The organism is Flavobacterium sp. 40-81 (assembly GCF_001898245.1).
Taxonomy (GTDB): Bacteria; Bacteroidota; Bacteroidia; order Flavobacteriales; family Flavobacteriaceae; genus Flavobacterium; species Flavobacterium inviolabile.
On record NZ_MKTM01000004.1, the window covers coordinates 1 to 24,623 of the forward strand.

General features: G+C 38.8%; 21 protein-coding genes. 18 read left to right on the plus strand and 3 right to left on the minus strand.

Annotated elements, in window-relative coordinates; all coding sequences use genetic code 11:
* Positions 1-416, plus strand: a 416-nt coding sequence (locus BGO42_RS00310; protein ID WP_286748468.1) for a DDE-type integrase/transposase/recombinase, incomplete at its 5' end; no start/stop codon positions are given.
* A gap of 42 nt (positions 417-458) precedes the next feature.
* Here the strand turns inward: BGO42_RS00310 and BGO42_RS00315 are convergent.
* Positions 459-1,364 carry a hypothetical protein gene (locus BGO42_RS00315; RefSeq protein WP_273247165.1) on the minus strand — a complete coding sequence of 302 codons (906 nt, stop codon included), beginning with the start codon at positions 1,362-1,364 and terminating at the stop codon, positions 459-461.
* Between the two features lie 335 nt (positions 1,365-1,699).
* Between BGO42_RS00315 and BGO42_RS00320 the strand changes: the two genes are divergently transcribed.
* The 12 genes from BGO42_RS00320 to BGO42_RS00375 all read left to right on the plus strand — a co-directional run bounded on the left by BGO42_RS00320 (position 1,700) and on the right by BGO42_RS00375 (position 11,915).
* Positions 1,700-1,933, plus strand: a complete 234-nt coding sequence (locus tag BGO42_RS00320; protein WP_273247166.1) for a hypothetical protein — start codon at positions 1,700-1,702, stop codon at positions 1,931-1,933.
* A 153-nt stretch (positions 1,934-2,086) separates the two neighbouring features.
* Complete coding sequence (locus BGO42_RS00325; RefSeq protein ID WP_286748469.1) at positions 2,087-3,943, plus strand: tetratricopeptide repeat-containing sensor histidine kinase; 1,857 nt, start codon at positions 2,087-2,089, stop codon at positions 3,941-3,943.
* Between the two features lie 11 nt (positions 3,944-3,954).
* Positions 3,955-4,611 (plus strand): winged helix-turn-helix transcriptional regulator, encoded by a 657-nt coding sequence (locus BGO42_RS00330; RefSeq protein ID WP_273247168.1) that lies wholly within the window; start codon positions 3,955-3,957, stop codon positions 4,609-4,611.
* 143 nt (positions 4,612-4,754) lie between these two features.
* Positions 4,755-5,807 carry a type I restriction endonuclease gene (locus BGO42_RS00335; protein WP_273247169.1) on the plus strand — a complete coding sequence of 351 codons (1,053 nt, stop codon included), beginning with the start codon at positions 4,755-4,757 and terminating at the stop codon, positions 5,805-5,807.
* Positions 5,794-6,303, plus strand: a complete 510-nt coding sequence (locus BGO42_RS00340) for an SH3 domain-containing protein (RefSeq protein ID WP_273247170.1) — start codon at positions 5,794-5,796, stop codon at positions 6,301-6,303. Before BGO42_RS00335 ends, BGO42_RS00340 begins: the two co-directional genes overlap by 14 nt.
* Before the next feature lie 23 nt (positions 6,304-6,326).
* Positions 6,327-6,737, plus strand: a complete 411-nt coding sequence (locus tag BGO42_RS00345; protein WP_273247171.1) for a hypothetical protein — start codon at positions 6,327-6,329, stop codon at positions 6,735-6,737.
* A gap of 3 nt (positions 6,738-6,740) precedes the next feature.
* Positions 6,741-8,009, plus strand: coding sequence for an ABC transporter permease (locus BGO42_RS00350; protein WP_177733736.1), 1,269 nt, complete (start codon positions 6,741-6,743; stop codon positions 8,007-8,009).
* Between the two features lie 4 nt (positions 8,010-8,013).
* The gene (locus BGO42_RS00355) at positions 8,014-8,910 is read left to right on the plus strand and encodes a hypothetical protein (RefSeq protein WP_273247172.1); all 897 of its coding nucleotides are present in this window, start codon (positions 8,014-8,016) and stop codon (positions 8,908-8,910) included.
* 66 nt (positions 8,911-8,976) lie between these two features.
* A complete protein-coding gene (locus BGO42_RS00360; RefSeq protein ID WP_273247173.1) occupies positions 8,977-9,780 on the plus strand; it encodes an endonuclease/exonuclease/phosphatase family protein in 804 nt (267 codons plus the stop codon).
* A gap of 82 nt (positions 9,781-9,862) precedes the next feature.
* The gene (locus BGO42_RS00365) at positions 9,863-10,351 is read left to right on the plus strand and encodes a hypothetical protein (protein ID WP_177733741.1); all 489 of its coding nucleotides are present in this window, start codon (positions 9,863-9,865) and stop codon (positions 10,349-10,351) included.
* A gap of 95 nt (positions 10,352-10,446) precedes the next feature.
* Positions 10,447-10,920 carry a hypothetical protein gene (locus BGO42_RS00370; protein ID WP_273247174.1) on the plus strand — a complete coding sequence of 158 codons (474 nt, stop codon included), beginning with the start codon at positions 10,447-10,449 and terminating at the stop codon, positions 10,918-10,920.
* Positions 10,921-11,237: 317 nt separating this feature from the next.
* Positions 11,238-11,915, plus strand: a complete 678-nt coding sequence (locus BGO42_RS00375) for a PAS domain-containing protein (RefSeq protein ID WP_273247175.1) — start codon at positions 11,238-11,240, stop codon at positions 11,913-11,915.
* Between the two features lie 67 nt (positions 11,916-11,982).
* Here BGO42_RS00375 and rbp read toward each other — a convergent pair whose 3' ends face one another.
* Complete coding sequence (rbp, locus tag BGO42_RS00380) at positions 11,983-12,330, minus strand: RNA-binding regulator (RefSeq protein WP_177733747.1); 348 nt, start codon at positions 12,328-12,330, stop codon at positions 11,983-11,985.
* A gap of 488 nt (positions 12,331-12,818) precedes the next feature.
* Here rbp and BGO42_RS00385 point away from each other — a divergent pair, with 488 nt between their 5' ends.
* Complete coding sequence (locus BGO42_RS00385) at positions 12,819-13,463, plus strand: response regulator transcription factor (protein ID WP_273247176.1); 645 nt, start codon at positions 12,819-12,821, stop codon at positions 13,461-13,463.
* Between the two features lie 5 nt (positions 13,464-13,468).
* On the opposite strand, the gene BGO42_RS00390 is transcribed toward BGO42_RS00385, so the two are convergent.
* Entirely contained in the window at positions 13,469-16,477 is a 3,009-nt protein-coding gene (locus BGO42_RS00390; RefSeq protein WP_273247177.1) for a sensor histidine kinase, read from the minus strand.
* Positions 16,478-16,739: 262 nt separating this feature from the next.
* Here BGO42_RS00390 and BGO42_RS00395 point away from each other — a divergent pair, with 262 nt between their 5' ends.
* The 4 genes from BGO42_RS00395 to BGO42_RS00410 all read left to right on the plus strand — a co-directional run.
* Positions 16,740-17,672: a helix-turn-helix domain-containing protein gene (locus tag BGO42_RS00395; RefSeq protein ID WP_273247178.1), complete on the plus strand. Its 933-nt coding sequence runs from the start codon at positions 16,740-16,742 to the stop codon at positions 17,670-17,672.
* Between the two features lie 14 nt (positions 17,673-17,686).
* Positions 17,687-18,748 (plus strand): helix-turn-helix domain-containing protein, encoded by a 1,062-nt coding sequence (locus tag BGO42_RS00400; protein ID WP_273247179.1) that lies wholly within the window; start codon positions 17,687-17,689, stop codon positions 18,746-18,748.
* Between the two features lie 241 nt (positions 18,749-18,989).
* Complete coding sequence (locus BGO42_RS00405) at positions 18,990-24,011, plus strand: hypothetical protein (RefSeq protein ID WP_286748475.1); 5,022 nt, start codon at positions 18,990-18,992, stop codon at positions 24,009-24,011.
* Positions 24,012-24,027: 16 nt separating this feature from the next.
* A partial coding sequence (locus BGO42_RS00410) for a CLIPPER-2 domain-containing protein (protein WP_502686350.1) occupies positions 24,028-24,623 on the plus strand: 596 nt, incomplete at its 3' end.

Sequence of the window (24,623 nt, forward strand, 5' to 3'; positions counted from 1 at the left end):
CTTATAGCAGAAAAATAATGGGGTATAAACTGAGTGATGATATGAGTTCTGAAAATGTGGTACAGGCATTAAAAATGGCTATACAGAATAGGAAATCAACATTACCATTGATACATCACTCCGATAGAGGATTACAATATTGTTCTAAAATTTATCAGGAAGTATTAGTTAAAAACGGTATTACGCCCTCTATGACTGACGGATATGATTGCTATCAAAATGCTTTAGCTGAAAGAATAAACGGAATTTTAAAAAACGAATTTTTGATTTATAAATGCAAAGATGGTCAGACATTAGGAAAGCTTATAAAAACAGCGATAGAAACGTATAATGCTAAAAGACCTCATTTGAGTTTAATGATGAAAACACCTAATTTTATACATGAAAAAACCAGCCAGGTAAACCTGACTGGTTAATATATTTTTATTCTAAAATCTGTCAACCTATTTTAGGACGACTCAGTTCGGATTTAAATCGATATAGGTACTAATGATATTGGGCGTTATCTTTTTTAATGTTTCCCCGGTTACCGGATGTTTCCCCGGACTATTGAACAATTCTATATTTCTTTCCGGCGATTTGGAATACCAGACTATAGGCTGGCCGCTTTCGTCAAAAAATACAAGGGAAGAGCTGATGGGCAGCTGTTTGAATTCCAGTAGCAGTTTTTCATCTAAAGCGATAATTTTTCCCGATTTTGCTGTGGTATTGCAGTCAATAGCTTCATAATGGTCACTGGCCCATATCATACAGTTTTTGGGTGTAAAAAAGTGTTCCGTCATGACCCAGATCAACAATATCAGCACTGTTGCACCACCAATAGCCCATAAGAATTTTGCACTCCGTTCATTAATGGTCAGAGAACCTTTTGGCGGAACCGGTGGTATCCCGTCTTTTTTTTCATCATCTATATTGACAAAGCCTTGGATAATATCAGGATTCTCCTTTTCATTAGCCATAGTTTCAGATTCACCCGGATCTGTTTCCGCTCCGGCAGGAGTTGGATTTGCTGCTTTTTGAAATTCTTTTGTAAATTTCTGAAGCGGTCTTGGCTTAAAATCCACTAAAATTGCGGCCATGTCAATAGCTTCATCCCGAAGTTCCGTTTCACCTTTTAAAAAAGTTCCTATCGGCTTAAAGCGATCGGTATCTTTTTTTATTTTTTGAACTTCGTCCTCCTTAAACTCAAATCCAAAGAAAATCCTGAAAGCTGATAAATCTTCCGGGTTTTTAGTTTCCGTAAAAATCCTGATGCACAAATCTCTCAATTTTGCAGCAGATGGATTTGGTATTTCCCCAAATTTTTCCTCTTTATATTTTGCCCTGACGGCAGCTTTATAGGCTTCAATTATATTTTTTCTCATAAGCAATAATCAGAATTTACTGGAATAAAACGGAATCTTCAGGAATTGCCGGAATTACCGGAATTCCGTTGTAAGTACCTGAAATATTGGACATTTCTTTGCCATAGAATTAGTTCACGTCTTGACATGCATTAGAGACAAATGTACAAAACTACTTCTAACATAGTGATGCGGAAAAACGTAATGTAATTATCCGGGAAGTATAATCTATACTACGTTTTTACTGCTTCACTACACTTCCCACAAGAAAAATCAAACGGCGTTGCCCTGAAAAAAAGGATCCGGATAGTACTCCGGACAGCAACGCCCATGTCCAAATTTTAATTATTAAAATCATGAAAAAAGTATTTTTTATAGCTGCATTCGCAGTAACAGGAGTGTTGTTAGCATCATGCACAACAGACAATGAGGCAATGTTTGAACCAACTCAAAAACAAAATGAAACAGTATTTCAGAATCCTTATGAAGGGGTTTATGCAAAAGACGGCGATACGATTCCGCCTAATGTTGGAGGTGGCGATACAGGAGGAGATGGTACATTACCAATCAAGCCGCCAAAAAAACCATAATAAATGAGAATATAATTTAATTATAAAATTTAGTAATTTCGGGAAATGATACTTAAAAAGTTTTGTTTCCCGTTTTTATTGGTACCAATTGTAATAGTTCTGTTTTCCTGTTCAAAAGAAAAAAAGAATAATTCACAAAGGTATCCGCCGGTTGTGGACAGTATTAATATGCATATTCAGAATAGCGAAATTGAAACTGATACAACAAAAGAATTCCGATTAAAAGAAATTAATCTTGCCGAACGATTAGCCGATCAGAACAATATTGATTCGCTGAGACTAAAGACAATGAAGACTAAAGCTGCTTTACTAAACAGCTATTATCCCGATAGTGCAAAAGCATATATTGAAAAGTATATAAAGCTTTCCAGAACAAAGAAAGATACTTTTCATCTGGGCAATGCGATCAGAAATTTAGGATTATATGATCATTATCATGCGAATAATGACAAGGATGCTTTGATTTGTCTGGATGAGGCAAAAATTATTTTTGAAAATAAAAAAGATAGCCTTGAGGTTGTTTATACCCAGCTTTTGATTTCAGATGTATTGGAAAAGTCCAATGCCTATTTTGAAATGGAATCGATTAATACGGATGCACTGGATTTTTTAAAAAACTCCGATATGACGTATTATTATGAGATAATTTATAATAATTTCGGTATTTCCTATAGAAACACCTACGATTTTGACAGCTCTTTAAAGTATTACAATCTGGCGTATAAATTATCGGAAGACAAAGAGAATAAGGCGATTATAGCCAACAATATCGGACTGACCTTAATTTCCAAAGGCGATTATGAGGCTGCTATTGCCGTTTTAAAAAAGACCGAAAAACAGACCTCAAATAGCAGCACTCAGGCTAAAATACTGGATAATCTGGGACTGGCTTATTTTAGAATGAAAGACAATAAAAGCCTGGAGTATTTTAAAAAAGGCTATGATTTGCGAAAATCGAATCAGATTAAAGACGATTTAATTATCAGCAGTATTCACCTGTCTGATTACTATAAAGACACGGATCCGGGACTTTCAAAAAAATATGCCCTGGAAGCCTATCAGGGAGCAACCGATATTAACAGAATTGACGATCGGTTAGAAGCACTGAAGCTATTGACCGGTTTGTGTTCCGGTATGGAATCCCGGCAGTATTTTTTCAGGTACAGTACTCTGAATGATAGTATCACTAAAGTGCGGCAATCCAATAAAAACACATTTGCCAAAAACAAATACGATTATAAGGAAGCAAAAGCCAGTGAGGCGGAAAAAAGCCTGCAATTGGCCAAATCGGAAAACCAAAGGCTGGTTATGGCATTTGTTATTTTTGTGGTGGTGCTGATTGTTTTTATAATGTACTGGCGCCACAAAAAAGAAAAACAGCTTACAGCGGTACGAAACGAAGCCCGTTTGCAGAATGAAAAACAACTGGAAAAATACAAAACGGAAACCCGGTTGTCTAAAAAAGTACATGATGAGCTGGCAAACGATGTATTCAATACGATGACTTTTGCCGAATTAAAAGACTTATCAGATAAAGACAATAAGGAAGTACTGCTCAATTACCTGGATAAGATCTATAAAGGTAGCCGGAATATATCCCGTGAGAACAGTTCGGTCGATACGGGAGTAAATTATCCGGACCAGCTGAGGGACGTGATTAAAGGATATAAAAGCGATGCGGTGAATGTGATGTCCAACGGAATCGATACGATTGACTGGAATGCGACAGAACCCGGAAAGAAAATTGTGGTATATCGTGTTTTACAGGAACTGCTGGTGAATATGAAAAAACACAGTAAGAGTACGATAGTGGTGATACGGTTCCAGATGAATGACGACAAAATCCAGATCGATTATTCCGATAATGGTATTGGTATTGCTAAAAATGACCTGACTTTAAAAAACGGATTGCAAAATGTGGAAACCCGTATTGAAAGCATTAACGGAACCTATACTTTTGAATCTGTTCCTGAGAAAGGATTTAAAGTAAGTTTTTCATTTCCAAAGTAAATTACATGAATATGTTTAGAAAGATTTTAATTGCCGAAGATTTTGATACTGTGAATTTAGGAGTAAAACAACTGTTGGAAGAGTTCGCACCAAAAGAGAATATTCAGCATGTACAGTATTGTGACGATGCCTTGTTAAAAGTTAAAAGAGCCCTTTTTGATAAAGAGCCGTTTGATTTGTTAATCAGCGATTTGTCTTTTGTAGAGAACACGTTTCGCGAGAACAAATTAAATTCGGGTGAAGAACTCATCGCTGCTGTTCGCAAAGAACAACCGGATATAAAAGTCATTGTTTATTCTGTAGAAACAAAACCGTATGTCATTAAGTATTTGTTAGAAGAACTGGATTGTAATGCCTATATCAGTAAGAGCCGGGAAAGCATGCGGGAATTCAGGCAGGCTATAAAAGTGATTTCCGGCAGTGATGAGAAGTTTGTATCGCCGGAGTTGAAATACAGTAAAGCGGAAACGGAACTGGATGAAATTGACGAGCTGGATATTAAGATCATTGCGGCGCTGTCAAAAGGTGCCGATCAGAATGAAATTGCCGATGACCTGAATTATAGCCGGAGCAGTATCGAAAAACGTATCAATCGATTAAAAACATCGCTCAAGGCTAAAAACAACCCGCATCTTGTAGCGATTTCAAAAGATCTGGGATTAATTTAGAAAAAATGAAGTACAAAAAAACGCCTCCATTCCGGGGGCGTTTTTTATTTCCGGCTATTTAAAAATTGCTTTTACGGAAACCCGTAATGGATTCATCCGCAGTAGGTATAGTTTTGAAGTGTTAAACAAAATATAAAGCAATAATGGAACTAATTACCCAACTCAAATCCTTAGCGGATAAAATCAATCAGTTAAAAGATAAAATAGAAACGGAAGAATCAACAAAGCACGCTTTTGTATTGCCGTTTATAAACCTGTTAGGTTATGACACTTTTAATCCGACAGAAGTAGTACCGGAATTTACAGCAGATATCGGACTGAAAAAAGGCGAAAAAGTAGATTATGCTATTTTTCAAAATGAAGAGCCGATTCTTATTGTAGAATGCAAAAACTGGAAAGAAGACCTTACGGTACACAATTCACAACTGTTTCGCTATTTCCATGTTTCCAAAACAAGATTTGCGCTATTGACAAACGGAATCCAGTATCAGTTTTATACGGATCTGGAAGAAAAAAACAAAATGGATGAAAAACCATTTTTAGAGTTTGATATTACCAATCTGAAAGAGAATACGGTTCACGAAATCAATAAATTCCACAAATCCCATTTTGATGTCGATAAAATTGTAGACAATGCCAGTGCTTTAAAATATACCCGGGAGATCCAGAAACAGATCAGCGAAGAACTGCAAACCCCGTCGAATGAATTTGTAAGGCTTTTTGCTAACAGGGTCTACGCAGGACGATTAACCGAAAAGGTAATGGAAGAATTCAAAGGACTGGTACATCGCGCCTATAACCAGTTGATTAGTGATAAGATCAACGACCGGCTGAACTCTGCTTTAAATAAGGAAGCACAAAAACAAAAAACAGACCAGGTTGAAGCCGTTGAAGAGACAAAGATCAACACGACAGAAGAAGAAATGGAAGGCTATAGAATTGTAGTGGCTATTTTGAGAAGAAAATTGCCTACAGACAGGATCGTTTGCCGGGATACCCAATCGTATTTCGGAATATTACTGGACGATAACAATCGTAAGCCATTGTGCCGTTTGCATTTAAATGGCGGTAAAAAATATATCGGATTATTTCATGAGCAAAAAAATGAAGTAAAGCAGCACATCCAGTCGGTTGACGATATCTATTTGTTTGAAAAAGAACTCCTGACAACTGCAGCGCTTTATGAAACAGAATAAAACCAAAACCCTGTTACTGCTTTTACTGGCAGGTTTTATGGGAGCACCTGTTACTGCGCAGGTAAAAAGCAACCTGATTGCTTCCTGTTGCGAGAGTGACGGAGGAAGATGCTCCGGATCCAGTTATTGTTCGGCCTGTACGAATTGTAGCCGTTGTAAGCATTGTAAAGCTGGCGGAACCTGTGGTGCCTGCAGCAATGAAAGCAGTGATAGGGAAGCGCGAACGTATCGGAAAAAAGCAGACCGAAAACCGGTAGTTATAATCGATAAAGCTGTTAAAACAACTAAAAAAACGTTGTACTATACCAATCAGCCCATATTTATAACCGTTGCCTTTGTCAATCTCCGGCAAGGTCCCGGAACCAATTATAAAATACTGGAAAAAGTAATGAAAGGCAGCCGGGTTTTATATATCGAAACAACGGAAGCCTGGATCAAAGTCAAAGCAGAAAAAACAGGCACTATAGGCTATCTGCATAGCGACAACCTCAAATAAACAACCTTAATAAATGTATATAGATGAATACAACTATTGCCATGTCAATTGAATTAAAAAGTCATTTTCTCCGACTGTATCAGATGGCGTTATCCGATGACAGCTTTGATGTTTTAGAGCTACAGATGCTTTATCATTTTGCAGACGAAAGAGGCATCCCGAAGGATGAACTGGATAAACTTTTTATGAATCCGGTCAGTACTGAAACAGCGCTTCCGGAAGATCTGGAAACGCGAATCGAGTACCTCTATGACCTTACCCGGATTATGTGGGCAGACGGAAAAATTACCGATGATGAAAAGAATACCTTAAAAAAGTATTGTAAAAAGTTTCAATTTCTTGAGGAAAACATAGAAGAGCTGGTGAATTATCTGATTGATTGCGTCCAGAAAGGAATTAAAAAGGAAGAAATTATTAATCAATTAAACGCATAAACGATGAAACCACTACAGCAATTGTTTAGCTTAAAAAAAGTTGAAGACTCCCAAAACGGTAAGCCGGAAGACCGGGAAGAAGACAAAGAACAGATCCGGATTACCTATTACCAGAGTGGTTTTGCCGCTTCTATAAAGGCTACCGGTAAGCCGATAGTATTAAAAGCCTGCCTGCAAAATTTGTTTAACAGTTTTGAAGACCAGTGCAGAAGGCAGAAACTGGAGCAGGAGCGACTGAAACAGCCCTATAGGGAAGAACAGGAAAAAAGCAGAACTGAGCTTAAAAAATGCGAAACGGCTATTGGCATTTATGAAAAAAAGGAGCAGGAGATAGACGCAGATATGGAAGCAGTGCGAAAAGAAATTGTTGAGGTCAAACAGAATCCTGAAAAATATGGTATTGAAGACGGGAAAAGCCTGAAAGCACAATTCTATATCGGTTTGGCGCTCTTATTGCCCATTACGCTGTATCTTCTGGTATTCTATATTTCGGCTTCCTATTCGGCTTTTTTTAAAGAGTTTTCGAATGACAGCCTGACAGCTGCGATTTTTGATGCCGATGCTTTAAACAATGCCTTTAAAGCCAGCTGGCTCGAAGGAGTGCTGGTTATTACAATCCCGTTTGTGTTTATGGGATTGGGCTATGTGATTCACATGGTGCAAAAGGGCAAGGGAATCAAAAACCTGTTTAAAATTGCAGCCCTTTTCCTGATCACCTTTTTGTTTGATGCTCTATTGGCTTACCAGATCGAAAAGAAAATATATGAATTCAACAAGACCTCCGATTCGGCTTTGTATAACCTGAAAATTGCCTTGGGTGAAGCGGAATTCTGGATGATTATTTTTGCCGGATTTGTGGTGTATATTATCTGGGGGCTGGTTTTTGACTTTATGATGAAAGAATATGAAAACATGGATAAAATAAAAGCCTTTATCAGAGGGAAAAGAGAAGAACTGTTCAATATGGATGGTTTAAAAGCGGCCAATACCAAAAAACTGAACGACTTTAAACAACAGGTAACGGCGATCAATGGTAAGATCTCGGAATTGCAGTCTAAAATTGACGGATTTGTTTTCCCGGTTAAGGAATACCTTCATTACCACCACCAGTATAAAGAAGGATGGTATCAGGCTATCAATACCGAAATTGCACTGCCGCATAAAGAGAAAACTGAATTGTTGGAAGATTGTGAATCGGTTTCAGACAGGCATTTAAGCGATTTAAGATTAAGTGATCCGGATTTTCAACATTTGGTTTATGCTAAAATTTAAGATTATGAAAAGAAAGATACAATTCACTGCATTGGCAGTATTTGCCTTATGCCTTGTTTCCTGTAAAGAAGATAAAGTAACGGATAAGCCAAGCAATGGCGTTAAAAATGCTTCGGAAAACTATAATGTGAGCATTCTCCTGGATTTATCAGACCGGATTGACCCGGTTAAGCATCCGGATAAAACAATGGAATACTATGTAAGGGATATTGGTTATATCAAATCGGTTTCGGAGGCTTTCACCGAACATGTTAGAGGTAAAAGAGTGCGTCAGGCGAATGATAAAATGCAACTGTTTTTTGATCCCGAACCGAGTAATACCGAAATCAATGCGATATCCGATAAGCTGAAAACAAAGATTGATAAGGACAATATTTCAAAAGAACTGCTCGATAACGTAAAAACTACTTATGAAACCAATCCGTTACAGATATACGAACTGGCTATAAAAGAAAAAGATTATCCGGGCTCCGATATCTGGCGTTTTTTTAAGAATAAGGTAACCGATTATTGCATCGATGAAGATTACCGGAACATTTTGGTTATTTTGACGGACGGTTATATTTTTTATAAAAATTCGGAAATAAAAGAAGGAAACAGAACCAATTTCCTTCTTTCCAAAACGATCAAGCAGAACGGTTTAAACGTTTCGCAATGGAAAGAAAAGATGAACAATAACGATTTTGGATTTATCAAAGCCAATGAGGATCTGTCGAACCTGGAAGTGCTGGTACTGGGAATTAATCCGGATTCTAAAAATCCTTATGAAGAAGATGTAATTAAAGCTTACTGGGGAAAGTGGTTACAGGAAATGAAAGTGAAACGCTTTGAGATCAGAGGAGCCGAATTACCGTCCAATATGGAAAAAGTAATTAAAGACTTTATAAACAAAGGAAAATAAGTTTACCGCCAAACATTACGATCAAATAGTTATTTTAGTAGATTCTAACCCCTTTATAGAGCTTATATGCCTAAGAAAATCATAGCCCTGTTTTTTATTTTATGGAGTTGTCTTTCCTGGTCACAGGTAAAACTGTGCAGCTGGAACCTTTCCAATTTCGGGAAAAGTAAAAGTGATGAAACCATTGCTTTTATTGCGAATACAGTGAAACAGTATGATGTTGTTGCAATTCAGGAAGTTGTTGCCGGATATGGCGGCGCGCAGGCTGTAGCCCGTTTGGCTGATGAACTTAACCGGAAAGGTGCCCAGTGGGACTATGCGATTAGCGATCCTACTTCGGGCAGTTCTCATAAAAAAGAACGTTATGCTTTTATATGGAAAACAGCCACTGTCCGGAAAAAGGAAATCTGGCTGGAAAAGAAATACCATTTAGCGATTGACAGAGAGCCCTATTTTGGAAGTTTTGACTATAAAGGGAAAGAATTTACGGTGGTTAACTTTCATGCGATAACCCGGAAGAAACAGCCGGAAACGGAGATTAAGCACTTTAAAAAACTGCCTTCTCAGTATCCTGAAAACAACCTGATTTTCGTGGGGGATTTTAATTGTCCGCAATCGCATACCGTTTTTAATCCGCTGAAAACAATGGGATATCGTTCGGTTTTTAAGAATCAGAAGACCTCTTTAAAGTTAAAATGCAAAAAACAGGAATGCCTGGCATCTGAGTTTGATAATATTTTTTACAACTCACAAAAAGTAAAACTGCTGACTAAAAATACACATTTGTTCTATAAAAACTTTGAAACGATGCCGTTAGCCCGGAAAATTTCGGATCATATTCCGGTATGCTTTACATTTATGCTATTGTAGTTCTTATAAAAAAACAGGGCAGCTAACTGTTTGATAATGTGTTGGTGTAAACAAAAAGATTATTAATATAAATCGGATGTTTATGAAAGAAAAAATACTTTTTTGTATCACTTTTTTATTTCTTTTACTGGCTGGCTGTAAAGGCGATGCGAATGATGAGGTAACGGAAGAAACGGAAGGATTGGGTATTATGACTACTATATCCAGAGTGAGGGATACCAGAACGTGTGCCAAAGACTGGGATGGCGATTACTGCGCCGATGTTGCTGTAAAGGAAAACAATAGCGCAAACAACCTGAACCTGGTGGTTACGATAGCAGATGGCTATTTAAAAATAATTCACAATGAAGACAAAACGGTCGTAGAAGGCTTTGAGAAGGTTTTTTTTGATGAAGACGGTTACTCGATTTTTGAAACCAATGGAAAGGAATATCAGATCCGGATCCTGGATAAAATGGAAAATTGTTTTAAAGGGAATATTTCGCAGCGATGTTACGGTAAAACACAAAAAGGAAAACGCTGTAAAGCCAGAACATTGGATGAGAGCGGTTATTGCTGGCGGCATAAATAAAAAAGAACAATTCAATTGTTCTTTTTTATTTATGCTATACAGATTGCATTATTTGTTATTCGCAGATAGTAGAAGTCCACTAAAAAGTTACGCTTATGAGAAAAAAAATACTATTAAAAATATTATTGCTATGCTTATTAACATCCTATGGGCAAAAAGAAAATGGGATAAGAATAAACACTGTTGAAAAAATTAAAACAACACCTTCAGAAATAGTAAATTTCATTCCTGAAATTAATAAAAGAAATGGCGATTACTGTGCTAAAGTTGTTGTAAATGATATGAAAAGTGCTTATACAAAAAATTTAGTAGTACGCCTTTCGAACGATTTTTTATTAGCCATTTATAATGACGATAATACCGTAATTAAAGGATTTAAGAAAATTCATTTTGACATTAACGGATATACAAAATTTGTAACTAACGGTAAAACATACCAGATTAAAATTCTCGCTGCGTTAGAAGACTGTAAAGGATTGCCAAGAAGATGTAAAGGAAAAACCCAGCTGGGTAAGAGATGTAAATGTATAACCAAAGATGAGAGTGGTTACTGCCATCATCATAAATAGAACTATAAAATTTTAAGATTTTTCTTATTGTTAATTTCTGTGATTAAAATGAACACCTGTAATTTTCAGATGACGGAGTCATAGAAAAGAAAAATAAGCCGGATTCCGCCATTATTTTAAGGGATATATTAGAATTTGTTCCTGTTTTGTCTTAAAAAAACAGGAATATAACGATGTGTGTTAACTGTAAAATTCTCGTTAATTATAGTTAAAATTATGTTTTTTTTAAGTTTTGACAGGTAAAGCATTTTGTAATTTTGTTACTGTTTTAGGGGTTGAAGACTTTGGTCTTCATTATTGAGTAAATTACATTCATAATGCAAAAGAATATAAAAGATCTCCGGATCTTATTAGATAAAAATTCAGATGATATCAACTTTAATATAATCTCATCCATTACCGACAAAAAAGGAACGATTCTTTATGCCAATCAGAAGTTCTGTGAGATTTCGAAATACAGGGAAGAAGACCTGATCGGGCAAAACCACCGTATATTGAATTCCCGGTATCATTCCAGGGAATTTTTTAAAGGGATGTGGGAAACCATAGGCAACGGCAACGTTTGGGATGGAGAGGTGCGCAATAAAGCCAAAGACGGAAGCTTTTACTGGGTCTATTCGATTATCTTCCCGGTCTTTGATGAAAACAACGCCATCATCCAATATTTTTCAATCCGGGTGCCGATAGACGAAAAAAGAAAACAGGAAGAGCAGCGGGAAAAAAGAATTCGCCGACTTGAAAAGATACTGTTTAAGATTTCACACGAAGTCCGCCAGCCGGTCACGCAGATATTAGGTGTTTCGGATCTTTTAAACGATACCCAGCTCAATCAGGAAGAATTACGGATATTGATTAACGGCATGAAAAAATCGGCTGCCTTGCTGAATTTGTATACCCGGGAACTCAATCAGTATGTCCACAACATGAAAAATGAAGAATACGAATTATTACTGTCGGCTTGCGAACCGCAGGATGACGATAATTACTGTATTTAAAAAGGCCTGTAAAAAAATAAAACCATCTACTACAGATGGTTTATATTTTTTTGGGCTATTCCAATAATTAGTAACGACCTCTGCCGCCTCCGTTATTGTTACCTCTGTTTGAGTTATAACCACCATTACCACCACGGTTGTTACCGCCAAAGCCATTGCTTCTTTGTGTTTGTGGTCTTGGTTCTGATTTATTCACTACAATTGTACGACCGTCGATTTGTCCTCCGTTCAATTCATCGATAGCTTTTTGAGCTTCGTCATCATTTGGCATTTCGATAAAACCGAATCCTTTACTTCTACCTGTGAATTTATCTGTAATAAGTTTAACCGAGTCAACAGTACCATACTCTTCAAAATATCCTCTTAAATCTGCTTCCTCTACGTTAAATGGAAGACTTCCAACAAAAATGTTCATTTTATATAAAATTAAAATTAAGACAAAGGTAGGCTATATATCGAAACCGAAGTTCTTTTTTATGAAAACTTTTTACCGGAGATTCTCTTTTATTGAAAAAAATTTAAACAAAAGGATTCTTTCTCCGTTACTTTTGAAAATAATTGAGATTTTTATAAAAAAATGAAAGAGATACAGCTAAAGGAAGCAAAAAGCGCTGACAGAAAGGGCTTAAAAGTATAAAAGCCGACCTGGAGCAGTCGACTTTTATGGTGAACGTGTAACCACATTTACTGTGCGTTCGCTGCAAAAGTAAGACAATACATTGGATAAAATACTATAATTGCATAAAAAAACAGACTATTTTTTTTAATCGGTTTAAGAACAGTTGATTAGGAACGTTTTTTTTGATTTTGTTCCTTTTCGTACAGGAAACGGATGGTAACATGAAAAAAACAATATATTTGTAAGGTTAACCAATGTTTGCTACTAAATACAACAATTGAGCGATGACTTCTGAATATAATTTACTTTTAGCTGATGATCATAGTGTTGTTAGACAGGGCGTTTCCCTGATTCTTAAATATTCGCTGCCAAATATTAAAATTGTCCAGACCGATACTTTAAGCGGTATATTGGAGAAACTAAGGAACGAACCTTTCGATTTGCTGATTCTGGATATCAATCTTCCCGGCGGGAATAACGTTTCGATGATTGAAAAAATAAAAAGCATCCGTCCGGAAATCAAAATTCTGATGTTTTCTGCTTTCGAAGAAGATGTTTATGCCATACGCTATATTAATGCCGGGGCAAACGGCTATCTTAACAAGCTTGGCAATGAAGAAGAAATTGTAGAGGCGGTTGGAAAAGTATTAAAAACGGGTAACTATATCAGTGAGAATCTGAAAGAAAAACTCATCAACGACTTACTCAATAAAAACAAATCGGGAAATCCGCTGGAAAAACTGTCCAATCGGGAATTGGAAATAAGCCGGTTATTGGTAAGCGGATACGGCAATCTGGAAATTGCCAATCATCTGAACATTCAGATGTCGACCGTTAGTACCTATAAAGGACGGATATTTGAAAAACTGGATGTCAAAAATGTAGTTTCCCTTGCCGATCTTTTCAAATTATATGAAGAAAGCGTTTAGCGCTGCTAACGTTTGAAAAGGAGGGTGATTACCGTTCCTTTATTCTCCTCACTTTCAATTTTAATATCACCGTTCAGCAGGTTTAAAAGCTCGATGATAATCGTAAAACCAATCCCTTTTGTAAATTGCTTTTCATAATGCTCCGATTTTATTCGTTGGGATAAAGTCTGGTAATAGGCTACCAGTTCCGGGTTCATTCCAATTCCGGTATCGGTAAGAATTATGCCAATCGTGTCCAGGGTTTTATAGCCACTAAAAGTGATCGTGCCGGCTTCCGTGTTCTTAACGGCATTATCCAGGAGATTATGAATGATAATTGTAAACAATTGCTTGTTGAGCGTTAAATGCAGCAATTCCGATACATTATTTTCCAGTACCGTTTTCCGGGACTTGGCAATTGGCTCAAATAACTTTATTTTCTCGTTAATCAGCTGGTGCAGGCTGAATCGTTCCGTATGGATATCATTCTTGTTGAGGTATGTTTTGGAATATTCCAGCAGGTTATTCACAAAATGAAAAAGCTCAAAAGAAGAAGTATACATCGTTTTGATATTCTCCTGGAAGTCAGGATTGTCACGATCCAGGTTTTCATACAGGTATTTACCGGTTAAAGCCATGTATTTTAACGGGCTTTTGATATCGTGCGTAATCGATCCAATCAGTTTTTTATGGGAGTGGATCTGTTCGCTTAAATCTGCCTTGGTCTTCGTTAAAACATTAATCGTATTTTTTAATTCCGTGGTATGGTAAATGATTTTCTTTTCTAATAAAAGATTTCGGTGACGGATGTATTTTGTTCGCTGCCGGAAACCGAAATACAGCAGCAGCAGGAATGTGATCAGGACCAAAATCTTAAACCAGATGGTCTGCCAGTAAGCAGGCGGTATGATGATCGTGATGGTCTTGTATTGGTATTCAGAATCAAATCCGTTTAGTTTCCGGGCGGTTAATTTGTATTCTCCCGGGTATAATGACGTATAGGAAATGGTATAATTATCATTGGTTTTTGTCCAGTACTGGTTATCGGCATTATCCAGTTTTACTTCGATGTTCAGATTTTCAGGATTTCCGTAAAACGGGCTGTTCAGGAAGAACGTAACACGGCTGAAATTGCGGTTTATAACAATAGTATCTTTAAAGGTTACCAGTTTATTGTCTATACGGGCTTCATTGATATAGATAGGATTTGTGGGCAATATCGGCCTCACAGACTGACTGTCGAAAAAGACCATTCCTTCAAATGACGGCAATGCGATATAATGATTGGCTAGTTTTGTAGCGCAGGGCGAACAGCCGCCGTTAAACTCATTGGATTTAAAACCGGAAGCCTTATCATAATAGTGATAATAGATCGTGCTTTTTTTCTTATCGGCATACGCAATCAGGCTGCTTTTCGCTACCTGAAAAAGACCTTTATTAGTTGTAATCCACATATATCCTTTTGCATCTTCAACAATACAATGAGCGGAACGGATGTATTTGTTTCTGTCAAAAGGAAAATGGGTAGTGACATTGTTCCGGATCAGGAAAAAACCGTTATTATAGGTATTAACCCAGATTTCATTTGCCTTGGAACTTTGAATCCCGCGAATATAGGCATTGCCGATGAGCTGGTTTTTAACGATGCTTTTTTGTTTTAAATCGACTGTATACAAGCCGTTCTGGGAACCGATTACAAATTTATGAGCCCCGATTTTTTGGGCACTGTTCGGCAAGAAATTAAAATCGGCTGCCCAGTTTAATTTTTTAGCAGCATCATCCGGATCGATATAGTATAATTTTCCTTCATCATATTTTTTATAATTGGAAGCGCCAATCCACATCAGTCCTTTGTCATCTTTATAAAGCAAACTGGGCGTGAATTTTAAGGACCAGTCATCAGATAAACTGTAGTTGCTGCTCTTTTTATAGCGGTGAAAGCTGTTTTCATAATTAATGGTCCACAAATCCCCGTTATTATCCAGTATGGAGAAAAATTTATCGGTTTTCAGGACTGTTTTTAAATGCCTGATCGTTCCGTTGGAGCTGATAATTTGCCCTCTTCCGGTCACAACACTAACCGAATCATAAGCAAAACTGGAGTATACCACCGGATCCTGAATGTCGGTATAGCTTTTAAAGTTTTGCGGGCGGACAATCATAAAACCCTTTGTCAGGCTTCCGATATAGACTATGCCTAACTTCGGATCGTAGTAAAGGGTGCTGACATTATTTTTTACGGTATTAAAATCGGAGAGTATCAGTTTGGGCGTTATACCGTTTTTGCCGGCCGTCAGGTAATATAATTTTCCATTTTGATACATAAAAGCCTGGTCGATGGCATTATTGGCATAAATAGTTTCGTCTCCGCTGGTGGGCATGTTGAAATTGATCTTTACCAGTCTGGTGGGCGAAACGATAAAATAGTCTTTTTTATTTTTTAAAAAGAGCTTATCGTCAATAACAAAGAACTTTGTTCCGTTAACGAACCGGTTGCTGAAGGCACCCAAACGCTTGTGTTTAAGGTTGTATAAGCGGATACTGTCCCTGGTAACACTATAATAGTGGTTTTTCAGTAGGATATTATATGTAGGGCTGTTTATAAAATAGGAGGTATAAATGTCAACATTGTTGCTGAATAAATACCCTAATTCCTGATTTTCATTGCGGTCCTTTGTTTTTTGGGGTAATACTTCCGGTACCTGATTAACATGTACAGTCTGTCCTACATCTGTATTAACGCATAAACCATCACTAAACCGGGATTTTTTCAGAAACATCATCCTGTTAGAGCGCAATCCGGTTATGTTGTCACTGTTATACACTTTAAACTGCTGCCCGTCAAACCTGACCAGGCCGTCTTCTGTGGTCATCCAGATAAAGCCGTCTTTATCCGGTGCAATCGATTTAATGCTGTTTTGAGGAAGTTCGCCGTTATCGGATGTAAACCAGTATGACGGCAACCTGTTCTGACAAAAACTCTGCTGAATGCCTAAGATAGTAAGGAAAAAAAGAAATCGGGTGAGAGCATTCATAGCTTTTTTCGGAACAGTGTAGAAATTTGAATGGATTTTGCCAAAGTGCTCAATATTACAAAAAATATATTAGTAGGAATTTTTTTTCCTGTAGAAATAATTCTACAAGAAAATAGAAGGATGGCTATATCGGGTTCCTATATAAGTTCTGATATTTGTAGTCCCCCAAATTTAGAATTGATACTTTAATTAAACCTTAATTTTAATTTAGATGAAGTCAATCCTAATTTATGCATACAGGTATATAAAATCAATGTTTAATATGACAACTTTAAAAAGCATATTGGCATTTGTTTTATTACTGGCAGCTGTACATTTTAGTTGTTTTTATTTTAATGAGCGTCCGCCATTGGGACTTCTCTACGGACCGTTACTTTTTTTAACGGTGGCGAAATCAATTAAAAAAGGGTATTGGCTGCATTACCTGCCTTTTGCAATAAGCGGTGTGGCCTTCTCGATTTTAAAATTTAAAGAACAGGATGTAAATGCCGGTCCTTGGGAAAACTACTTCCTGCTGTATTTTATCAGTGTGGGGATTTCGCTGTTTGTTTATTCCTGCCTGATATGGAAATCCAATAAAAAAAATATCGCAAAAACCGAAGGAATCAGTATCGGACAGGAGCTGGTGCAATTGTTAGCCTATGGCGGTTTGATATCGTCCCTGTTAATCGGATTACTGGTCCTTAAAAAGAAATGGCATGCTACCGATTTTGGTTTTGACCTTAACTGGATGCTGTTTTTCCTGCTGGGCACTTTTATGCTCCTTATCGGAATCTATTTATTGTGCTATGAGGACAAGACAGCCATTAGCCTTACCGCGAAAAAAGAACCACAGCAGTGTTTTGACGATACGATGTCTGCCAATTATATCGAAACATTGGACAAATGTGTCAGAGAAACAGATTTATACCGCAATCCGGATATTTCGTTAGACATGCTTGCCAGTCAGACAACCATACCCAGACACCATTTAACCCGGCTGCTGAATGTTTATTTAGGAAAAAACTTTTATCAGTATATCGCCGAGTTAAGGATCGAATATGCACTTGGCTGTCTGAAAAATGATGCCGGAATAAAAATAGAATCACTGGCATACGAATGCGGCTTTAATTCCAAAACCTCATTTAACCGCTATTTTAAAGAATATACGGGATACCTTCCGTCGTATTATAAAACAATTATACACCATTCATAAAAAGGAAAACCCTTATGCTTTTTCTTCTTTTAATCATGATCGTCTGCATTTGCGGACTAACATTATATGTGCTCCAAAAAACAAGATCCGGTTCTTCCTTTAATGAAGTACTGTTTTGTGCTACAGCCTGTTTAATGCTGCATGCCGCGTATGCTTTAATAGCGCGGTATTTTTTTGATGCGCTTCCTTTTGTCGACAGGGGAGCACCGTTCGGATTGATGTACGGGCCGCTTTTATATTTGGCTGCATTTTCAAATGATGCCGGAAAACTAAAAAAGAAAAATATCCTGTTGCATGCCTTTCCCTTTTTGCTGGCAACCGTTTGTTATATCGTGTTTTTATCGGAAACGTATTTTAGAAATACGCATCTTTCAGCCTATTATGCCGTGCTTTACGGAAGCAAAACAATCTCAATGTTTGTGTATGTCCTTGTGATTTTCTTTAATCAGAAAAAAATAACGAACGATCTTAGTCTGCGGAACCTTGTCAAGTCTGCTGCTATCTGGCTGATCTTGATCGCCAGTTTGTTTGCCAGTATCATGATTTCCAGAGTGCTGGAAAGAAAAGACATCGGGGTTATGCTGCCGGGTGTTGTCATTTACGGAAGCATGCTTTTGGTATCGGCACTTATTTTTAAATACAGCATTGGCAGGCTTCTTGCCGGTGCCGGAACGGCAGCACAGAACCAGGAAACCGAGAAACAAAATCAACAGTATAAAAAATCGGCATTAACACCAGCCATGCTGGAAGAATATGAAGAACGGCTGGACAAAGCCATGAATGACGATCTGGTTTTTCTGGATACGGAACTTTCACTGGAAAGCCTTTCCAAAAAAGTCAAAATTCCGAAGCACCATCTGACGCAATTATTCAACACAAAAATCAACCGTTCTTTTTATCAATACATCAATACTTTCAGAATAACCTATTCCTGTCAGCTTTTAAAAGAAGCCACGGAAATTACGTTGGAAGAAATTGCTTTTCAAAGCGGATTTAACTCAAAAGTATCGTTCAACCGCTATTTTAAAACACAGATGAATTGCACACCGTCGGAATACCGGCAGCAGTATCATTAATAAAAAAACAAAGAATACAAAACCGGACAGCAGTTCCGGTTTTTTTATACCCGTATTAATACGTGTTTTTTAGTGGTGTGTTTGTAAAGTGTTGATTTTTAGATTTTTATGTGTTTTTTAAAGCGTTTCAATTGTGTGGGATGTACGCCACGCCACATATCTGAAACGTTAAAAACCTTTTGTTTATGGAATTTCGCACCTGTAAAATCTTACAAGGGTGTAAAATTTAAAAACAAAAAAAATGAACGAAAATTACAGTTATAGCGACAAGCATTTGTCCTATCGACAGAGAAGTGATTTTTTTCAATCCTTTACAATGGTTTTGAAAAAAATGATTTTCTTGTTCTTTATTTCAGTTATTACCAGTTTTTGGACACAAATGTCGGCGGAAGGTAGTAAAGATTTCTACCCGTCCGGCGTTAGCGGAAACCGGGCTTTTTTATACAGTAATAGTTATGAAGCCGGGGGAACGACTATCAGGTCATGGCCGTTTAAAACATTAGGGACGCACTATGTTTATGCCAAAGTTGGCGAAACGATTGCGGTAGCTTCCAGTGCTCAAAATGCCGGAAACGGTAAGATAAGACTGATTGCTCCGGATGGAACGGTTTATATTACGGCAAGTAATAATATTGGTAGGATTGCCAGCAGAACAGAAGAGCTTGCCGGACCTTTATATCCGGGTCAGGCTGCAGGCAGTAACCGCTACCAGCCGTTCAATACGGTTGTTGGTACCGGACAGGAAGGTGTATGGAGAGTTGAATTTCTGCCATCCGGTTCAGAGACCAGCAGCAGTACGCCGGGTGTAACCGATGTGGCAGCAGATGCCAACTGGACACAGGGAACCAATACGGAACTTATTGCTGCCTGGGATGTTTCGGTTAGAAACAGCGGCAACTCAGCCTGGGTTAACGGACGTGTTTATACAAATGTATTAAATCTGCATATATCCGGAAGCGCATTTACGGCTAACAAAGCATTCTACGGAAGCATGTATGTGTTAACAAGAGACGGTATTGCTTATAAAGTAGTTAATAATGGTTCGAATGGTGTTGGATTTACATTCTTTGTAAACAACAAAGGATTTTTAAATACGGCAAACTCACCGTCTTATAAGAGTTTGAATATTTCTGATCCGTTGGACAGCCAGTTCCGGATTCACGATCCGAGAAGTGCTGATGCTGCTTCCAATGTGACCCATAAGATATTTTACGGTAAACCTGCTTTAGATTTACCAACCAGCGGTAATATGAGTGGTGGAATGACCTGGCTGAAAAATGCCGTGCTAACACCAACAGCTACAAATATTACCTATACAGGAGTAGAAGGAACACCGGATTTGTCCGGTAATAAAGGAGCCCATATCGGCTTTGATTCCAATCTTTCCGGAACATACAGAATAGAAATTATAGGAGATTTTCCAACGAGAATTATCAACGGAAACTGTACGGTAGGAACCAATACGGTATTCTGGGATGGTAAAGACGGTAACGGGAACATACTTCCGGCCGGAACGAACATTGGCGAAATCAGAGTACAGTTATTCGGAGCAGAAGTCCATTTCCCTTTTATTGATATGGAAATTAATCCCGGCGGAATTATTATTGAACAATTGGATACCAATTATGATGTATATGTGCCGACCCGTGATTTGGTATATTGGGATGATTCCGATGTAACCGGCGGTATGGCAACACATAAGTCAAACCCGATTGCATCCGGAATTACCGGAATTTCCAGTAACAGTAACGGACACAAATGGGGCTTGTATACTTCCGGAAGCAGCGGCAGCGGAAATAGCGGTACCGGTTCTTCCAGTTTCGGAAATGAAAAATCAATGGATACCTGGAGCTTTGTTCCGGGTCAGGTAATTGTGAAAAATCTGGATGTGGTTGTTGCTGCAGCCGATTTAGAAGTGGTGAGCATTACGCCTTCCACAACAACCGTCAATGTCGGACAGCAAATGAACTATACCGTAACGGTAGTCAATAACGGACCAAGTGCGGTAACCGGTGCAGGCTTTACCTTTATAGTACCTTCCGGTTTTACAATTAATACGGTTTCCTATGTAAATAGCCAGGGAACTGTAGTAGTCGTGAATGGCACAATAGATCCGGTTACCGGTAACTATACGGCTAATCTGGATATGACCAATGGCGGACAGATTGTGTTCACTTTTACCGGAACGGTTGGTGCTGCTTTAGGTGGACAGCCGTTAACTGTGGAGGCGAGTATTATCAGACCGGCCGATGTAACCGATCCGGATGCGACAAATCCGGGAACGAATCCGCCAACAAATCCACATGTGGAATGTTTGAACGGAACAACAACCGAGAATTGTAATAATATCAAGTACAATACGATCACACCGGCTGTTACTGCTGATCTGGCAGTTTTAAAAATAGCCGATAATATGACACCTATGGTAGGTGAGTCGATAACTTTTACTATTGTAGCAACAAACAACGGACTGAACAATGCGACTAACGTAAGCGTTACCGATCAGTTACAGGACGGCTATGCGTATGTGTCTTCTACAGTTACTACAGGAACGTATAATGCTAATAACGGTTTGTGGACAATTGGTAACTTAGCCAATGGAGCAATAGCAACATTAACGATCACGGCTACCGTTACGGCAACAGGAAATTATGGAAATACAGCTACCATTACCGGAGCTGAAACAGATCCTAATGTAACGAACAACACATCGACTATCATACCGACAAGAAGATTAAACATTATCGATGCGGTTAACGATTCTGTAACAAACGTAAACGGTTATACCGGCGCAACAAACGTGGTGAATGTGTATACCAACGACACCTTAAACGGAACGGCGGTAAACCCATCTCAGGTAACGCTGACGACTACGGTTTCGAACCCGAATTTGATCTTAAATCCAAACGGAAGTGTGGATGTTATTCCGGGTACACCGGCAGGTCCATATACTTTGACTTACCAGATCTGCGAAATTGCCAATCCAACGAATTGCGATACAGCAACAGTAACAGTAACGGTGGTTGCACCAGTAATTGATGCGGTTAACGATTCGGCAACAAACGTAAACGGTTATACCGGCGCAACAAACGTGGTGAATGTATATACCAACGACACCTTAAACGGAACAGCGGTAACCCCATCTCAGGTAACGTTAACGACTACGGTTTCGAACCCGAATTTGATCTTAAATCCAAACGGAAGCGTGGATGTTATTCCTGGTACTCCTGCAGGTCCATATACTTTGACTTACCAGATCTGTGAAATTGCCAATCCAACGAATTGCGATACGGCAACAGTAACAGTAACGGTGGTAGCACCTGCAATTGATGCGGTTAACGATTCGGCAACAAACGTAAACGGTTATACTGGCGCAACGAATGTGGTGAATGTTTATACCAACGATACGTTAAACGGAACAGCGGTAACCCCATCTCAGGTTACATTAACGACTACAGTTTCGAACCCGAATTTAACTTTAAACCCTGACGGAAGTGTGGATGTTATTCCGGGTACACCGGCAGGACCATATACTTTAACCTATCAGATATGTGAAATTGCTAATCCAACGAATTGTGATACGGCAACAGTAACAGTAACGGTGGTAGCACCTGCAATTGATGCGGTTAACGATTCGGCAACAAACGTAAACGGTTATACCGGCGCAACAAACGTGGTGAATGTATATACCAACGATACGTTAAACGGAACAGCAGTAACCCCGTCTCAGGTAACGCTTACGACTACGGTTTCCAATCCGAATTTGATCTTAAATCCAAACGGAAGCGTGGATGTTATTCCGGGCACACCGGCAGGACCATATACTTTAACCTATCAGATATGTGAAATTGCCAATCCGACGAATTGTGATACAGCAATAGTAACGGTAACGGTGGTAGCACCGGTAATTGATGCGGTTAACGATTCGGCAACAAACGTAAACGGTTATACCGGGGCGACGAATGTGGTAAATGTGTATACCAACGATACGTTAAACGGAACAGCAGTAACTCCATCTCAGGTTACATTGACGACTACGGTTTCCAATCCGTATTTAACGCTAAATCCAAACGGAAGTGTGGATGTTATTCCGGGTACACCGGCAGGACCATATACCTTAACCTACCAGATATGTGAAATTGCCAATCCAACCAATTGTGATACGGCAACAGTAACGGTAACAGTGGTAGCTCCTGCAATTGATGCGGTTAACGATTCGGCAACAAACATAAACGGTTATACCGGCGCAACAAACGTGGTGAATGTGTATACCAACGATACCTTAAACGGAACAGCGGTAACTCCATCTCAGGTAACGTTGACGACTACGGTTTCGAACCCGAACCTGATCTTAAATCCAAATGGAAGTGTGGATGTTATTCCGGGCACTCCGGCAGGACCATATACCTTAACCTACCAGATCTGTGAAATTGCCAATCCAACCAATTGCGATACGGCAACAGTAACGGTAACGGTAGTAGCTCCTGCAATTGATGCAGTTAACGATTCGGCAACAAACATAAACGGTTATACCGGCGCAACGAATGTGGTGAATGTTTATACGAATGATACGTTAAACGGAACAGCGGTAACCCCATCTCAGGTAACGTTAACCACTACGGTTTCGAACCCGAATTTGATCTTAAATCCAAATGGAAGTGTGGATGTTATTCCGGGCACTCCGGCAGGACCATATACCATAACGTACCAGATCTGCGAAATTGCCAATCCGACGAATTGCGATACGGCAACAGTAACGATAACGGTGGTAGCACCAGTAATTGATGCGGTTAACGATTCGGCAACAAACATAAACGGTTATACCGGTGCGACAAACGTAGTGAATGTGTATACGAATGATACGTTAAACGGAACAGCGGTAACTCCATCTCAGGTAACGTTAACCACTACGGTTTCTAACCCGAACCTGATCTTAAATCCAAACGGAAGTGTGGATGTTATTCCGGGCACACCGGCAGGACCATATACCTTGACGTACCAAATTTGTGAAATTGCCAACCCAACCAATTGCGATACAGCAACAGTAACAGTAACGGTGATAGCACCAGTAATTGATGCGGTTAACGATTCGGCAACGAACGTAAACGGTTATACCGGAGCAACAAACGTGGTGAATGTATATACTAATGACACCTTAAACGGAACAGCGGTAACTCCATCTCAGGTAACGTTAACCACTACGGTTTCAAACCCGAATTTGATCTTAAATCCAAACGGAAGAAGCCTTAAGCGGTACTTATAATGCTGTAGGAAACATTATTAACTATACACTTACCGTAACAAATACCGGAAATGTAACTATTACAAACCTTTTGGTTACAGATAATAATGCCGATGCAGGAAGTATTTCTCCGGCAACAATAGCAATTTTGGGTGCCGGACAACATACAACAGTTTCAGCAACACATACGATTACACAAGCAGATTTGAATAATGGTTTTGTACACAATCTGGCAACAGTAACCGGTCAGGATCCCGTTGGAGGAACAGTTACAGACGAATCGGAAGATCCGACAAATCCGGCTCAACCGGGTGACAACGGATATGACCCTTCATGTCCAAAATGTACAGTAACACCATTAACACAAAATCCTGCTATTGCTTTAGTAAAAACAGCAGTATTTAACGATACGAATGCTGATACATTTGCCCAGGTTGGTGAAACGATCACGTACACTTTTACGGTAACGAACACCGGAAACGTAACGATAAACGGATTGGTCATCAACGATACACAAATCGGATTGACGAATGCAGCGGTAACACCGGCTACATTAGCACCGGGCGCTACCGGAACGGCAACGGCTACCTATGTCTTGACACAAACGGACATTAACGCCGGACAAATCAGCAA